At 56.2% G+C, this 15,284-nt stretch carries 11 protein-coding genes and 2 tRNA genes; 8 read left to right on the top strand and 5 right to left on the bottom strand.

The genetic code is table 11. The annotated features are described in order from the left end of the window. The first annotated feature begins 62 nt into the window (after positions 1–62). From ABJK70_RS00725 to ABJK70_RS00710, 4 genes are all read left to right on the top strand, one after another. Positions 63–335, top strand: coding sequence for an HU family DNA-binding protein (locus ABJK70_RS00725; protein ID WP_077731468.1), 273 nt, complete (start codon positions 63–65; stop codon positions 333–335). A gap of 11 nt (positions 336–346) precedes the next feature. Beyond that, positions 347–422 (top strand) — tRNA-Val (locus ABJK70_RS00720). Between the two features lie 6 nt (positions 423–428). Next, positions 429–505 (top strand) — tRNA-Asp (locus tag ABJK70_RS00715). 108 nt (positions 506–613) lie between these two features. Further along, positions 614–2,494 carry a SurA N-terminal domain-containing protein gene (locus ABJK70_RS00710; protein ID WP_347257255.1) on the top strand — a complete coding sequence of 627 codons (1,881 nt, stop codon included), beginning with the start codon at positions 614–616 and terminating at the stop codon, positions 2,492–2,494. 16 nt (positions 2,495–2,510) lie between these two features. Here the strand turns inward: ABJK70_RS00710 and ABJK70_RS00705 are convergent, their stop codons facing one another. Then, positions 2,511–3,509 carry a TraB/GumN family protein gene (locus ABJK70_RS00705; RefSeq protein WP_168175477.1) on the bottom strand — a complete coding sequence of 333 codons (999 nt, stop codon included), beginning with the start codon at positions 3,507–3,509 and terminating at the stop codon, positions 2,511–2,513. A gap of 331 nt (positions 3,510–3,840) precedes the next feature. On the opposite strand from ABJK70_RS00705, the gene ABJK70_RS00700 reads away from it, so the two are divergent. Both ABJK70_RS00700 and ABJK70_RS00695 read left to right on the top strand, forming a co-directional pair. Continuing rightward, positions 3,841–4,962 carry a glycosyltransferase family 4 protein gene (locus tag ABJK70_RS00700; RefSeq protein WP_077731471.1) on the top strand — a complete coding sequence of 374 codons (1,122 nt, stop codon included), beginning with the start codon at positions 3,841–3,843 and terminating at the stop codon, positions 4,960–4,962. A gap of 27 nt (positions 4,963–4,989) precedes the next feature. Further along, entirely contained in the window at positions 4,990–7,155 is a 2,166-nt protein-coding gene (locus ABJK70_RS00695; protein WP_077731472.1) for an amylo-alpha-1,6-glucosidase, read from the top strand. A 62-nt stretch (positions 7,156–7,217) separates the two neighbouring features. On the opposite strand, the gene ABJK70_RS00690 is transcribed toward ABJK70_RS00695, so the two are convergent. The 4 genes from ABJK70_RS00690 to ABJK70_RS00675 form a co-directional block, all read right to left on the bottom strand. Continuing rightward, complete coding sequence (locus ABJK70_RS00690) at positions 7,218–8,111, bottom strand: DUF72 domain-containing protein (protein ID WP_077731473.1); 894 nt, start codon at positions 8,109–8,111, stop codon at positions 7,218–7,220. 212 nt (positions 8,112–8,323) lie between these two features. Continuing rightward, positions 8,324–9,676, bottom strand: coding sequence for an NAD(P)/FAD-dependent oxidoreductase (locus tag ABJK70_RS00685; RefSeq protein WP_077731474.1), 1,353 nt, complete (start codon positions 9,674–9,676; stop codon positions 8,324–8,326). Positions 9,677–9,894: 218 nt separating this feature from the next. Beyond that, positions 9,895–11,922 carry a 2,3-oxidosqualene cyclase gene (locus tag ABJK70_RS00680; protein ID WP_347257254.1) on the bottom strand — a complete coding sequence of 676 codons (2,028 nt, stop codon included), beginning with the start codon at positions 11,920–11,922 and terminating at the stop codon, positions 9,895–9,897. 167 nt (positions 11,923–12,089) lie between these two features. Further along, a complete protein-coding gene (locus ABJK70_RS00675; RefSeq protein ID WP_156879729.1) occupies positions 12,090–12,692 on the bottom strand; it encodes a nuclear transport factor 2 family protein in 603 nt (200 codons plus the stop codon). Between the two features lie 141 nt (positions 12,693–12,833). Here ABJK70_RS00675 and ABJK70_RS00670 point away from each other — a divergent pair, with 141 nt between their 5' ends. Both ABJK70_RS00670 and ABJK70_RS00665 read left to right on the top strand, forming a co-directional pair. Then, positions 12,834–14,450 carry a cytochrome P450 gene (locus ABJK70_RS00670; protein ID WP_347257253.1) on the top strand — a complete coding sequence of 539 codons (1,617 nt, stop codon included), beginning with the start codon at positions 12,834–12,836 and terminating at the stop codon, positions 14,448–14,450. Between the two features lie 8 nt (positions 14,451–14,458). Continuing rightward, the coding region (locus ABJK70_RS00665; protein ID WP_347257252.1) for an FAD-binding protein at positions 14,459–15,284 on the top strand (826 nt) is incomplete at its 3' end.

Below are 15,284 nucleotides of genomic sequence, written 5' to 3'. Positions count from 1 at the left end.
GACGAAGTCTTGCGGCCATGTGAAGAACTTAGATTCAACATCATCGATCAAAGGGGGAAAGAATGAATAAAGCGGAACTAATTGATGCGATCGCTAAGTCGGCGGACCTGACGAAGGCCGATGCCGGGCGCGCACTCGACGGTATGATTGACGCTATCACGATAGCTTTAAAAAACGGCGAAACCGTTTCACTCGTGGGTTTTGGTTCCTTTGGGGTTAAAGAGCGTGCCGAGCGTCAAGGCCGTAATCCGCAGACGGGAAACACGATTACCATCAAAGCTGCAAAAATTCCCTCATTCAAGGCTGGTAAAGCACTTAAAGATGCTGTAAGCTAGTCGACTCTTTAGGGTGCTTAGCTCAGCTGGGAGAGCATCGCCCTTACAAGGCGAGGGTCGTAGGTTCGATCCCTACAGCACCCACCATAAATTGGAGCGGTAGTTCAGTTGGTCAGAATACCGGCCTGTCACGCCGGGGGTCGCGGGTTCGAGCCCCGTCCGCTCCGCCAAATTTCAAAAAACCCGCGCCCCTGAGGCAGCGGGTTTTTTTTTGAGGGCAGGGGGCTGCCTGTCTTTTCGTTTAATGATTGCTCTTAAAGCCGTATCAGGTTCTGCATATGCTTCAAGCGATTCGTGATCGTGCCCAAGGTATCTTCGCATGGGTAATGTTGATTCTTGTCGGTGTGCCGTTCGCTCTATGGGGAATTCAGAATTATCTGGATTCCGGCAAGGAGCAGCCACTGGCTGTCGTCGGTGACAGGGATATTTTTGAGCGCGAGGTAAACCAGGCCTATCAGCAGAGTCTTGCGAATCTGGTGGGTTTGGCGGAGGTCGACGATAGGCAGCTCAAACATGAAGCTTTAGAGCGGCTGATTCGAGAAGAAATCATTGCGCAAAATGCGGAGGCTAAGGACCTTGCCGTCAGCGACAGCGCCGTGCGCGACTTCATCCAGACGCTCCCTTATTTTCAAACCGAAGGCAAGTTTGATAAGGAAAAATACAACATCATGCTGTCATCTCAGGGCTTGAGTTCTGCCCAATTCGTTGCGCAGGTCAGAAGAGCTTTGTTGATGGAGCAATACCAGCGCGGATTGCTTGACAGCGCATTTGTAACCCCGAATCAAATCGCTTCGCTCTTTCGGCTCAGAAATCAGGAGCGTGAGGTCGAATATCTCAAAATACCTTTGAAGAAATCGGCTCGCACTATTTCCGATGCGGAAATCGAAGATTACTATCGGAAACATCTTCAGGCTTACCAAAATCCCGAGCGTGTATCGATCGAGTACATCGCCGTTCGTCTTGACGATATCGCGAAGGAGACCCAAGTCACCGAAGACGACCTGCGCAATCTGTATGAAGAGCAGAAGTCTGGTTTCGCGTCCGAAGAAAGGCGCAAGGTCAGCCATATCCTAGTCGCGGTCGATTCGGAAGGCGGTGAAGCCGCCGAGCAGGCGGCTTTGGCCAAGATCAATCAGATTCAAGACCGTTTGGCTAAGGGCGAAGATTTCGCTAAGGTCGCAAAGGAAACGTCGGATGACCCGATATCCGCTCAGAACGGCGGCGACTTGGGTTTCATTACCAAGGGAGCCATGGAGCAAAATTTTGCCGATGCGGCATTTGCTTTGAAGCAGGGTGAGTTATCCAAGCCTGTCAAAACATCTTTCGGCTATCACTTGATCAAAGTAACCGAGTTGTCTCCGGCTAAGGTCAAGCCATTCGAGGAAGTAAAAGACGAACTGCTGAAAACGTTCCAGCGCAATGCGGCAGAAAACAAGTTTTACGAACAGGGACAAACGCTGACGGAGCTCAGCTATGAACATCCCGACAGTCTGGAGCCGGCCGCGAAAGCCCTCAATCTGAAAATCGAGAGCACCGGATACTTTACGCGTGAGGCAGGAGACGGTATCGCCGCCGAGTCCACGGTAAGAGCAGCCGTGTTCAGTGAGGACGTTCTGAACGGACGGAACAGCGATCCGGTCGAATTGGGGAGCGAGAAAGCAGTCGTTTTGCGGATAAAAGACCATCAACCGGCGTCCGATAAGCCCCTCGCAGAAGTGAAGGAAGATATCGTTGGCAAATTACGTGCCGAGGACGCAAGACAGGAGACCCGCAAGCAAGCGGAAGAACTTTTGCGCCAAGCGCAGCAGGGTGCTCCGCTTACGGGTTTGGCCAAAGAGCACGGTATGCAGGTTTCCAAGGAGTCGAATCTGCGCCGCGATGCAAAAAATGTACCGCCAGTGCTGACGAATGCCGTATTCAAGGCTGCTCGACCGTCAGCCGAGCAGCCCGTTATCTCAACGGTGGAACTTGAAAACGGCGATCAAGTCGTCTTTAAGCTGATCGCCGTCAAGGATGGCGCTTCGCAAGGAGATCCCAAGGAAGCGGACGCTGCTCGCCAGTTCCTCGCCAAAAACGCCGCGCAGCGCGAATTTTCGTCCTTTGTGGCACAATTACGTGAACTCGCCGATGTTTACGTCAAGCCCGAGGCTGAAAACTGATCCGGATCGATTCGAGCTATAGCTGCGAAATTTTGAAGCCTTTCGATTGCAACAGGTTTAGGAGGCCGTGTTCACCGACCAGGTGGCCGGCTTCCAAGACAACGAAATAAGTCCTACCATCGGCCGCCAATTCCCCGATTTTCTCCGCCATCGCTGCGCTTCGATCGGTGAACAAGAGCTTGAAGAGCTTGTCCGAAGCCGGAAGACTATCGAAGCGGCGACGCACGATCAGCTCAACGGTCGAGGAATCTCCGCTCGTCCAGGCTTCGATCATCGATTTGAAATAGTCGTCCCCACGTTCAATCTCATTTAGCGATTGCAGGAGTATTTGCTCCTGTTCAATCTCGGACAAGCCATCCAACAGTTTCGCTTGTTCATCTACCGAGTCTAATTGAAGTACCGGCTTTCGCATCTGCGCATCCTTGACAAAGCCTTTTTCGATGCTGAGCTCTTGCGTATAGCCCGCCTGTTTAGCGGCTAGGCTCATCAAACTCAGTGACGCCATCCATGGCTTCTGGGTGAGAATCGTTTCCTCTGCCATGCCCAAAGCCTTGGAGAGCTTGAGCACTCTTTCCCAGGTGGCGGCTTTGATGTGGTCTCTTAAATCGGAATTGTCCGTGTACGCGCCTCGGTTTGCGGCGATGGGAAGTAGTTCGGCCTGAGGCAGCGCAGCGACATCGGCTCCGACGATCAGCACATCCGACCCCGAGAGGGCGTCCGTTATCGCTTCCGGGAGGGGATACATATCGCTCGCGCCATAAGGAAGGGCGCCCATGAGGTAGACCGTGCCTTCCGCAATTGTCGCCTTCCAAAGAAAGTGCGGCTTGTTATCGCTGGCTGCTAGTTGAGACAAGCCGGGCGGCAGTTGAGCCGACGTCAACTCCTGACATGGTCGGTCTTGATAAAAGACCTTATCTTTCTGATCCAGACACTTATAAACATCGGCGAATATCGAGGTCGGCAGCAACGCGAGCGCGAAGACCAATAGGTTGGAGCGGGTTACGAGATGGAACATAGGCGTCATTCTTCCCAGTGATCAAAAGGTCGGCGAAGCGATTCGATGACACCCCAAATGTAGCTCAAGTGCCCAGCTTGACAATTTTTGACCAAAGTATGGGAGACGAAGACGGGGCGAAGGTATGTTGTGACGGAAAGACCGACCTGGTCACGTGAACCGTCGCTCCGTTGAGGGCGGGATGTAGCCGTCGCGTGTCTTGAGTCTCGATGATGAGCCACTATGGTGAACTCTTGAGTCCCGGTTTCGATCAAAAATTAATAGCGCAAACGACGAACTCTGGTGGCGCTCTTGCTGCCAGCCCGGACGTGAACAGCGTATAAGGAGGAGTATGAAAATCGCGCAGGTAGCGCCTTTGTATGAGAGCATACCGCCAAAACTTTATGGCGGCACCGAGCGCATCGTGCATTATCTTACCGAAGAGCTAGTAGGCGCCGGACATGATGTTACGCTCTTCGCCAGTGCTGATTCGGAGACGAGCGCCAAGCTCGAGCCGATTGTTTCCAAGGCACTGCGTCTCGACCAAGATGTACTAGATCCGTTACTACCCCATCTCTTGATGTTGGATCGGGTGCGCAGAGCGGCCAGTGAATTCGATGTCATTCACTTTCATACCGGTTGCCTTCATTTTCCGGTATTTCGCGAATGCTCGACCCCGCACGTTACCACCTTACACGGACGCTTGGACATCAGAGAGTTAGATGCCCTCCTCGAAGCCTTTCGGGACATGCCGTTGATCTCCATTTCGGATTACCAACGCACGCCGGTCGGTTGGGGGAATTGGGTAGCTACGGTTTATCACGGATTGCCGGAGGAGCTTTATACGTTCCGTGCCGAGCCGGGCACCTATCTGGCATTCTTGGGGCGTATTTCCCCGGAAAAGCGCGTCGACCGAGCGATCGAAATTGCAATTCGTGCCGGCATGCCGCTCAAGATTGCAGCGAAAGTCGATAAGGCCGACCGCGAATATTTCGACCAGGAGATCAAGACCCTTCTCAATCATCCTTTGGTGGAGTTCATCGGCGAAGTCAACGAGCGAGAAAAGAATGAGCTGCTCGGCAATGCTTACGCCTTGCTTTTTCCCATCGATTGGCCGGAACCTTTCGGGCTCGTGATGATCGAGGCGATGGCTTGCGGTACGCCTGTGATCGCCTTCAGGAACGGTTCGGTGCCGGAAGTTATGCGGCACGGAACGACAGGTTTCGTTGTCGAGAATCTTCACCAAGCGGTATCGGCAGTCGAACGGGTAGGCGAGATCAATCGGGCAATGTGTCGACAGGCGTTCGAAAATCGCTTTTCCGCCCGCCGCATGGCGAGCGACTATATTCAGATCTACCGACAGCTCGGTGAAAAGTGTAAGCAGAAAGTCTCTCCAGCGCTAAAGGTTCTCGGTATGGACGTCATCGAGAAGGACCTCGGTCGCCTTTCTATGCTGGGCAAGCAAACGATCTAGTTTTTCGATTCCTCGAACGGGTGATCCATGGACGATCCGGCTTCCACCGAAAACCAGTGGTATGTCGCTGCCACCGCACCACGGGGCGATGAACCCTCTCGAGTCTTAAAAGCGGAAGATATGTTCGGTATCTTCGATCGTCACGGCGATATTTATCAGGTGAGTTCGAGCGAGCAGGGACTTTACCAAGGCGGGACACGCTATCTTTCTCACCTGGAGCTGCGAATCAACGGACAACGCCCCTTCTTGCTCAATTCCACCATCAAGAAAGACAACAGTTTGCTGGCGGTCGACATGACCATGCCCGATCTCTATGAGAGCGAAGTCCTAGTCATCCCGAGAGGCAGCGTGCACGTGTTCCGATCGGTGGTGTTGTTAAGCCAGGCTAGGCATGAGCATTTGCGTTTGGTCAACTACGGCGATCGAACGGTAAATTTGAACGTCGAGTTTCGGTTCGCTGCCGATTATCGCGATATATTCGAAGTGCGCGGTGTCCATCGACCGGCCCGAGGAACAATGCTGACGCCGGACATTAAGGACGATGCCGCGATACTCGGTTATCGCGGATTGGACGGCGAAATGCGCCGAACTCACATCCAATTCCATTGGCGACCCGATCAGCTCAATGCCTCGAGTTGTAGCACAGCGCTTCGGTTGGGAATACGCGACGAGATTCATCTGCACGTCTCGGTAAGCTGCGCTTGCGACGATGCGAGCGTATCGCAAGGTGATTATTACCAAGCGATCGATAGGATAGGGGCGGACACTGCAGCCTCCCGGTCGAGCGTCGCCCACATCGTGACTTCGAATGAACAGTTCAACGATTGGCTCGGCCGGTCTGCCGCCGATCTCGATATGCTGGTCACGGAAACGTCTCATGGACCTTATCCTTACGCCGGAGTCCCGTGGTTCAGCACGCCTTTCGGTCGCGACGGCATCATCACCGCGTTGCAGACGCTGTGGGTTCGGCCGCAACTCGCGAAGGGCGTAATCACCTATCTTGCCGCGACCCAGGCTGAATCCTTGGAACCCGAACGCGATGCCGAACCCGGCAAGATTCTTCATGAAGCGAGATCCGGAGAAATGGCCGCTTTAGGAGAAATTCCGTTTAAGCGTTACTACGGTACGGTGGACGCCACGCCGCTCTTTATCGTTCTTGCCGGCCACTATTATCGGCGTACCGGCGACCGGGCTTTCATGGAAACGATTTGGCCTCACATCGAAAGAGCCCTGGACTGGATCGATCATCATGGCGATTGGGACGGCGACGGCTTTGTGGAATACGCCCGACATAGCGCAAACGGGTTGATACAGCAGGGCTGGAAGGACTCCAACGACTCGGTATTTCACGCCGACGGAAACCTGGCGCCGGCACCGGTCGCGCTTTGCGAGGTGCAGGGATACGTCTATGAAGCTAAACTGCTGGCGGCCGAACTGGCCGAATTGCTCGGCCGGGGAAAATGGGCGCAGCGGCTGCGGCAGGAGGCTGCAGCGCTGAAAAAACGCTTTAATGAAGCATTTTGGCTCGACGAACTCGATACATTTGCGCTCGCACTGGACGGCGACAAACGCTGTTGTGCGGTGCGAACCTCTAACGCAGGCCATGCCTTATTCAGCGGGATTGCGGCTCCCGATTATGCTCGTCGCACCGCCGAGACGCTGTTGGCGGTGGAATCTTTCAATGGATGGGGAATTCGCACGGTCGCAGAGGGGCAGAGCCGCTACAATCCGATGGCGTATCACAACGGTTCGGTTTGGCCCCACGATACTGCCATCGCGGCCATGGGCCTGGCGCGTTACGGTTTCAAAGACAAATCCTTGAAGATTTTGACCGGTTTGTTCGAGGCCGCCGTGTTTCTCGACTTGCATCGCTTGCCTGAGCTTTTCTGTGGGTTCTCCAGGCTTCCGGGGCAAGGCCCAACTCTCTATCCGGTAGCCTGTTCTCCGCAGGCCTGGGCCAGCGGAGCGGTATTTCAGCTCTTGCAAGGCTGTCTCGGCTTGAGCTTTTCACCCGAAAAACCGCAGATCAGGTTTTATCATCCGCGACTCCCGAATTATCTCAACTGGCTCAGGATCAGCAACTTGCGTTTTGACGATGGCGTCATTGACTTAGCCTTGACTCGCCATGCCCACGATGTGGGCATCAATGTAGAACGCAAGGAAGGCGATATCGAAGTGACCGTCGTGGTCTGATGCGGATGCCTCGCATCCCGACGGAAGTTTAACCACAACAGTGGGCGGCTAATACACCGAATTTAGGGCCTAGCCAGAAGCTGCTTCAGCTCTCCGGCATTATGTTGTGCGAAGTTTCCGAAATTGTTATTGAAAATGACGTGTGTTTCTCGCGCCTTTGCGGCGAGCTTCTCGATGGACCCCGCCAATTCCTGCAATTCGTCGGCCGAATAGAGATAGTTGAAGCGATCGGCGGACGACTCGAGCCCTTTCTGACTCCAGGTCTCGCGGTTTCGGCCGTGCATGCGGACCACCGCTATTTCCGGGGAGGTGGTTTCCCAAACCGAAGGAATGCTGCTGGCAAATCCCTGCGGCTCATCCACGACGACGTGCGTCAATCCCCGGCTCCGTTCGAATTCGAGCACGTCCTCGCGATGCCTATCGTCAAACCAGGATCGATGACGGAATTCCACGGCAATGCGAAATCCTTCCATTACTCGGGCGCAAGCGGCGATATGCTCGAGATTGCTTTGCCGATAGACGAACCACGGCGGAAACTGAAACAGTACGACGCCAAGCTTGCCTGCATGTTTTAAAGGTTTAAGGGCTGAGCGAAACCGTGACCAGAGTTCGCCGCGGAGTTCCTCTGGCAGGTCGCCATAATAAATGTTCTTTTTTTCGACCGGCCCCAGGGCTGCACGAATATCCACTGGAAGCACTTTCGGCGGCGTTTGATGTTGCGTGAACAGCCGAAAGCTTTTGACATCGAATACAAAGCCCGGCGGAGTCCGTTCGACCCATAGGGCCGCATTCCGCTCCGAGGGCAGGGCGTAATAGCTGCTGTCGACCTCGACCAGAGGAAACTGACTGGCGTAATAACCCAGCCGATCCGCAGGCGTCTTGATGTGGGCCGGATAGAACAAGCCGGAGTCGATCAGATTTTTGTCGGCCCAAGAGGCGGTGCCTACCAGAATCATCGCTTCCCTCGACTTTGAATGGCATGAGTCGCGCCAATTACGGCATACGACAGCAAATATCCGCTTTTACCGAAATGCGGTAATGTCGGCTGAAGCAGGTATCTCGATATTTCGACAAGTATTCCGGTGGAAAGTCATCCCTTCGGCGCCGAGGCGGCGCGATTTTGCTCAATGCCGCGCTGCCATTATTCCGGATGCCATGATCCTGACTATCAATATAACCATTGGCGGATCGCGGCATATTGAAAGGCAAGGCTCTTGTGTACCAGCCTGAGCACTCCCCTGTGCCAATCGACGACGGTTTTTTCGAAAAACCAACGCGGCAACAGGCGGAAGGCCTGCAGCGCAACCGTCCCATACTGGGTGGCCAGAGAAAAAATACTAGTGTCCACCGTGGAAAGTAGCGCCATGGACCGAACGCATGCCTTATCGCTGGTGCGCCAGTAGGAAAAGATGCATTCTCTGAGCAGTAACGCCTCGGGCGTCTGGGCCAGAAACGCTTCGCGCAGTTCTTCCGCCAGGGTGCGCCGGGTCAATTCAAGACGGCCGCAGCGGCGAGAATAACGTCGCAGGGCCGTTGCGATATCGAGATTCGACTCGCTAAGCGCATCCCGCAAGATCAGCGCATCCTTTACCGCCGCAGTAATCCCCGAAGCGGTCAGCGGATGGCAGCAGCCTCTCGCGTCCCCGACCAGTGCGGCATTACCTCGTACGCTGGCATTCGGGACGATGCAGAAATTGGCTGCCGCCAAAGGTTTGCTCGTGGCCAGGACGCGTTCGATATCGAGCCTGAACAAGGGAGGGAAGAGACCGAGGTGCGTCTTGATCGATTCCTTCGAATCGGCGCCTTTCAGCACCTCGAACATGACCCTTGCCCGTCCTCCCCCGATCGCATAGGCATAGGCGACGCCGGCGGAATTCAGAAAGATATTGCCGTAGCCGTTATTGGGCAGATGGGTGTCTTCCACTTCGATGCCCATCATGCCGGAATAGCGCCGAGTCTCGTGAGAAATTCCGATCAATTTGCGCACTCTGGACATCGGTCCATCGGCGCCGAGGAATAACTGAGGGCGAATTCGTATTTCCTCGCCGTCGTTACTTCGTACCATCGCCGTGAACGACCCGTCGGGATTTTCCTCTATCCGTGTGACCCGTGCGCCTATCCAGGCCGTAACGCCGGGAAACCGCTGTACGGTTTCCAGCAGATGATCCTTCAGGATCCGGTGCTCGATCGCCCGTCCCAAATGGCGAGTTCCCGGCTTTTCGCCGTAGCGTAAGGTCACCGAGCTTGCGGGGTCGTCTTTATCGGCAGGGAAGATCGCGAAGCCTTTTACCGGCGAACCGGGCATCGATCGGTCGCTCAGCAAGCCGAGACGACACAGGCCATCGATGCCGGGCGGATGGATGAGCTCTCCGGCGAGGCGCCTGCCTTGGGCCGGGCCGGGTTCGATGATCAAGATGCGCAATCCCAATTGCGAGAGTGCCGCAGCGGCCGCTGCGCCGCCTACGCCGCCTCCGGCGATCAGCACATCGATATGTTCCTGATAAATGACTCGTCCTTGCATAATGCTTTTCCGATAATTGGTGAGAGCAGCCCGGGCGGGCTGCGCCTCGAATGTTGAACTTCACAGAATCCACCGACGACAATCCCTTGCAGTGCGATTTCAAGGTCCCGCTGATATTTGCGAGGGCCTTTTATCGGACTTTCGGTCCGAATTTCGGAGCTGAGCCGGAAGATTACATCTTCCGACGCCAAGTCGAAAAAATGCCTTGAAGACTCCGGCTATGGCGGGCTCGTCAGGCGCGCATAACGGGCCATCGCCCAAGTCGGGAAGTAGGTGTGATAGAGGCGATAATCCAACATCGCCGAGCCGAAGAAAACGCCGTTAACCGCCTGCCGCGGCCAACCGCCGTCCTCCAGTTGCCGGCTCATCAGCCATTCGAATCCACGTTTGATCGATTCATTATCGTACGGCAGGATGTCGAGCAGTGCGAGCAAGGCCCAACTCGTCATGACCACCTGACTTTGCTCGTGCTCGACGTAGCGGCCTTGGAGACAGCTCGAATAGTGCTCGCCCCAGCCGCCATCGGGCCGCTGCTTCCGGACCAGCCAGAGGGCGGCCGACTGAAGTGCCGGGTCCGAGGCGGACACGCCGGCCGCCCGCAGCCCCTTGGTCGCGTGATATATGGCATAGGTGTGATTGATGCCCCAGAATCCCGGATAGGATCCGTCGGCAAGCTGACGCCGGCGCAGGAAGGCTACGGCCTTGCGTATCGCTCGCTCGATCTCTCCGCCTGGGAAATCGGAATAACGCTTGCGATAATGCGCGAGGGCGGCCAGCGCCGACCCCGTGCACTCGATATAGGAAAGTTCGGTCATGCACTGGCCGAACATTTCGGACGGATTGACCATTTCGAGCAGCTTGCCGCCGCGCCGGCGTTCGTAGGTTCCGAAACCGCCGTCCGCATTCTGCCGCGACAGAATGAAGATCACCCCCTGGCGGAGGCGCTCGGGCTCGAGCGGCGACGCCACCGTGTACTCGGGATGTGCGTAGAGCGCGAGCAGGGCGCTCAAGGCTTCCGCTGCGCAGTCGCTCACCGGCCAACGGTGTTGCCCGTCGGAAAAGCACCAGCCGCCGAGCGCCGGGTCCCGCCAGGCGCCGTCGTAATCCGGAAGCTCCTCGGTTATCTGGGCACCCCAGAGAAAATCGTGAGCCCGCTCGAGCGCTTTTGCCGTCCCTTCGACAGCCGACGGTCCCTCGACCAGAGCCTGGACGGCGAATGCGGTATCCCAGGTGTTGGAGCGAGCTCCCGCATAACGGATGCCTTCCTCCTCGTCCTCCCAGCGCCAGTCCTCGACGCCTTCGAGGCTGGGCAAAAGGTCCGGATGGTTCGGATCGCGAGCGAAGATGGCCAGACAGTTGAGGAGTCCGCTCACGGGAGATATCCCCTGATAGCGTGTAACCCGCTGCTCGTAAAGTATCCGGTCGAAGCACAGGTCGAGGCCTTTCCGCCGCAGCGCCCGGCTATGGCGACGCTGGTAAGCGGCTAGCAGCTTGTAAATCAGGCGCAATACCGGGCTGATGGGGACATAGACATCGCTCGCGGCCAGGGTGTCTCGCAGAGCGGCGAAATCTATGGTTTCGTAAGGCTCCGGGTAGAGCTCCCGGCGCAATTCGCTGCGTAGCGTGTCCGGCAGGTTCGCGCGAAATCGCATGCCGCAAAGAAAGGCCATCCCGAGGTAAATCTGACGGGTGTGGCAGTAATAATGTCGCGGGTGTATCGGCAACCATTCCGGCATCAAGAAAAGTTCCGGCGGGACGGCATTGAGTCCCTCGTAGGCATAGAGATCCAACATGGCCAGCCAGAACTTGCCCCAAGTGGGAATACCCTTTACGCCATCGGGCTGGGTATGCAGCCAGCGGCGCGCCTTGACGAGCGTCGGCGAATCGGCGGGAACGCCGAGCAGCCTCAGGGCAACATAAGCCAGAGTGGTAAAGAAGACGTAGCCAGGCGATTCGGGGTGCATGCCCCAGGAGCCGTCATTCATCTGGTTACCTTCGAAATGAATGACGATGCGTGCCTTTTCCGCGTCGCTGTAGGGGCGGGCCGCTATGGTACGCACGATGACGGCCTGGGCGAGAATCATGGTGCACCAGACCATTTCCCCTTCCCAGTCGCCGCAGGGCCGCTGCAGATCCAGCAAACGCCGCTGTGCGCGGCGGCTGGCTTCCCACGCGCATCTGAGAGGCGGAACGGGCGTTTCCATCCCGGTGTGCCCGCCGGCGGTTTCATTCCATTGAAGCTTCACGAACGTTGTCCAAGACAAATCATTGACCGGCAAAGCACGAGGACCACGTTGTCTCCTTCGGGCGCTTATCGATGGCGCATGGAAAAATACGTTACATCGCGTTGATTGTGCGGGAATATCGCTCCTGCGTCTAGTTGCTTCGGACGAAGTCACTCGATACGGTTCCACTAAACCCCGAATAGTACCGTGCGCGCCATGGCGACAATGCCTTTCAATTTTTTGCCGATGCCTCGGCTTGTATGAATGGGAGCGACCCCGGGGAGCGGCTGACCTTTCGCCAGTTTGCTCAGCCTCTGCTTTACGGAAAGATCCAGTTTGCCGTCGGCCGCCAGTTCCATGAACATCGCCTTGACATTGCCGAGATCGAAAAAGTCGCGCTGCCAGCACCACTGATATCCTCCGCCGTAGCGGAACCAGGAACCGCCGATGCCGGCGACTTCGTAATCGCTGCCGTCTTCCCTTTTCACCGGCGCGACTTGGCGCCAGATGCCGATCACCTCGCCCTGTTTTTCATCGATCAGGATTTTCTCGTAGGGGTAGCGCCATTTCTCGAATCCCTCCATGTGCGCCCCGAGCGCCCAGTCCTCGATCTGCTTTCTGCCTCTGGCGATGAATTCTCGGTTTGGTCCCATGTTCCAGCCGTATTCCGCATCCTCGGTGTACATCACGCCGAGGTGCTTGATCCAGTTGCCCTCCCGCTCGGCTTGACGATTGGCGGCAAGCCAGCGTTCGACCATTTCTTCCAGCTCTTCACGAGGATAGGCAGGCATTTCGGCTCCTTTCGGGGTAGTCCTTGCACGAATAAGGTTTGATGTATATGAAAAAAATGATTTCATGAACACCTTGATCGCGAAGCATGATACTAATCTTTTCAACCGGCGGACGATAACGCCATCGACTAGGACTCGGCAATGGCCAAAGGGCAACTCAAAGAGCCCCCGAAACTCTCGGGCGCGTTCCCGCTCGCGGGGCATATTTTCAGTTTCGGCAAGAATCCGCATGCTTTCATGATGCGGCTGCGCCGGCAACTGGGAGACGTGGCCGAATTCAAGCTCTTCCACCAAAGTATGGTGCTGCTGACCGGCACGGAAGCCAGCGAGGCTTTCTATCGCGCTCCCGACGAGGTGCTTGACCAGGGGCCCGCCTACAAGATCATGACTCCGATTTTCGGCAAGGGCGTGGTTTTCGACGCGCCCATCGCAAGAAAAAACCAGCAGCTACTAATGCTGATGCCGGCACTCCGGGACAAGCCCATGCGGACCTATTCCGATATCATCGTCGGCGAGGTCGCGACTCTGCTCGATCGCTGGGGCGATTCCGGCGAAATCGATCTGCTCGAGTTCACCAAGGAACTGACGATTTACACGTCCAGCCATTGCTTGCTAGGAGCCGAATTTAGATACGAGCTGAACCGAGAGTTCGTCGAAATCTATCGCGACTTGGAGCAAGGCATTCAGCCCATCGCCTACGTCTTTCCCGATCTGCCGCTGCCGGTCTTCCGCCGCCGCGACAAGGCTCGGGCGCGGCTTCAAGAATTGGTGTCTCAGATCATGGAAAAGCGCGCGCAGCAGTCGGAGAACCGAACCAATGTCTTCCAGATGCTGATCGACGCGAGCTACGAAGACGGGAGCAAACTGACCGCACACGAGATTACCGGCATGCTGATCGCCGCCGTTTTCGCGGGCCATCACACCAGTTCCGGAACCACCGCCTGGGTGTTGATCGAGTTGCTCCGCCACCCCGAGCACATGAAGGCCGTCATTGCTGAAATCGAGGAACGATTCGGTATTGACGGCGCGGTCGATTTCGAGTCGCTGAGGCAGCTTCCCAAACTGGAAAACGTCATCAAGGAAGTTCTGCGCCTGCATCCGCCGCTGATCATTCTCATGCGCAAGGTGATGCAGGATTTTTATGTCAAGGACTACGTCATCAAGGCCGGCAAGTTCGTCTGCGCGGCGCCCTCCGTTACGCACAGAATTCCGGAATTATTCCCCCAACCCGACCGGTTCGATCCGGACCGGTACTCGCCGGAACGAGCCGAGGACAGGGACCTGTTCGGCTGGCAGGCTTTCGGCGGCGGGCGTCACAAATGCTCGGGCAACGCCTTTGCCCTGTTTCAAATCAAAGCCATCTTCTGCGTGCTGCTGAGGCGTTATGAGTTCGAACTGGTGAACTCACCTGAAAGTTACCGGGACGATTACCGAAAAATGGTGGTCGAGCCAGGCTCTCCTTGCCTTGTCCGCTATCGGAAACGGCAAAATTCGGCCCTGATCGGCGCCCGAAAAGAGACTATGCGTGCTCGAAACGACGCAATCGCCGAGCGTTTTAGGATCGTTGTCGACCGCGATCTATGTAAGGGTCATGCCCATTGCGTGGCGGAAGCGCCAGAAATCTTTCTGGTCGACGAAAAAGGCCGTCTTGAGGTGCTCGAGGAGCGGCCATCGGTGGCGCTGATCGAGAAAGCGAGGGCTGCGGAAAAATACTGCCCGAATCAGGCGATAAGAATACTGAACGACTCGGAATCCTGATTCGAGGCATGACCAAGCTCGTACCCAGCGAAGTTCCGGTGAAAGCGACAGGCGACCCTACATCCCGTGTTGTCGAACACATTCTCACCCATTATCGGGGGCTGTTCGCGACCCTCGTCCTTTTGCCCGTTTCGGCGCTGTATGGCGCGTACGTCTCGGTCCGCGACCGAATCGTCTTGAGTCTCAAGAGCGCTCCGGCGAAGCATGATCAAAAAGTGCGGCGGGTGATCGGGCAAATCGAGGCGTGGAAGCGGGACGGATGCCGGGAAAAATTGTGCACGGCCCGTTCCGGCTGGAAGTCCATGAGCGAACTCGTGCCCAAGTACAAGCTTTCCCATCGAAAGATCGACATCAGTCTTTACGACATCCTCGAGATCGACGAAGAACGGAGGTTGCTCAGGGTTGAGCCGCTGGCGACGATGGGCCAGATTTCACGATGCCTGGTGCCGCGCGGATGGACCTTGCCCGTCGTCCCGGAATTGGACGACTTGACGGTGGGCGGTTTGATCATGGGGTTCGGGGTGGAAAGCAGCAGTCACAAATACGGATTGATTCAGCACATCTGCGAATCCTTCGACATCGTGACGGCCGAAGGCAAGCTGCTCCGGTGCAGCCCATCGGAGAATGCGGACCTTTTCTATCTGATCCCTTGGAGTCACGGCACACTGGGTTTTCTGGTCGCCGTTCAACTCAGAATAATCCCTGCCAAAAAATACGTCCGGCTTCACTATCGTCCCGTTTACTCACTCGACGATATGGTCGACGTTTTCGAAGCGGAGAGCAGGAATAAGGAGAAAAATGACTTCGTGGAAGGGTTGGTCTACAGTCGCGACA

The organism is Methylocaldum sp., assembly GCF_039794385.1.
Classification (GTDB): domain Bacteria; phylum Pseudomonadota; class Gammaproteobacteria; order Methylococcales; family Methylococcaceae; genus Methylocaldum.
This window is presented reverse-complemented; position numbering and strand designations above follow the sequence as displayed.

Excerpts from the sequence above, each read along its gene's own strand:
- ABJK70_RS00725 (WP_077731468.1), top strand. The coding sequence starts at position 63 with ATGAATAAAGCGGAACTAATTGATGCGATCGCTAAGTCGGCGGACCTG.
- ABJK70_RS00710 (WP_347257255.1), top strand. The coding sequence starts at position 614 with ATGCTTCAAGCGATTCGTGATCGTGCCCAAGGTATCTTCGCATGGGTA.
- ABJK70_RS00705 (WP_168175477.1), bottom strand. The coding sequence starts at position 3,509 with ATGTTCCATCTCGTAACCCGCTCCAACCTATTGGTCTTCGCGCTCGCG.
- ABJK70_RS00700 (WP_077731471.1), top strand. The coding sequence starts at position 3,841 with ATGAAAATCGCGCAGGTAGCGCCTTTGTATGAGAGCATACCGCCAAAA.
- ABJK70_RS00695 (WP_077731472.1), top strand. The coding sequence starts at position 4,990 with ATGGACGATCCGGCTTCCACCGAAAACCAGTGGTATGTCGCTGCCACC.
- ABJK70_RS00690 (WP_077731473.1), bottom strand. The coding sequence starts at position 8,111 with ATGATTCTGGTAGGCACCGCCTCTTGGGCCGACAAAAATCTGATCGAC.
- ABJK70_RS00685 (WP_077731474.1), bottom strand. The coding sequence starts at position 9,676 with ATGCAAGGACGAGTCATTTATCAGGAACATATCGATGTGCTGATCGCC.
- ABJK70_RS00675 (WP_156879729.1), bottom strand. The coding sequence starts at position 12,692 with ATGCCTGCCTATCCTCGTGAAGAGCTGGAAGAAATGGTCGAACGCTGG.
- ABJK70_RS00670 (WP_347257253.1), top strand. The coding sequence starts at position 12,834 with ATGGCCAAAGGGCAACTCAAAGAGCCCCCGAAACTCTCGGGCGCGTTC.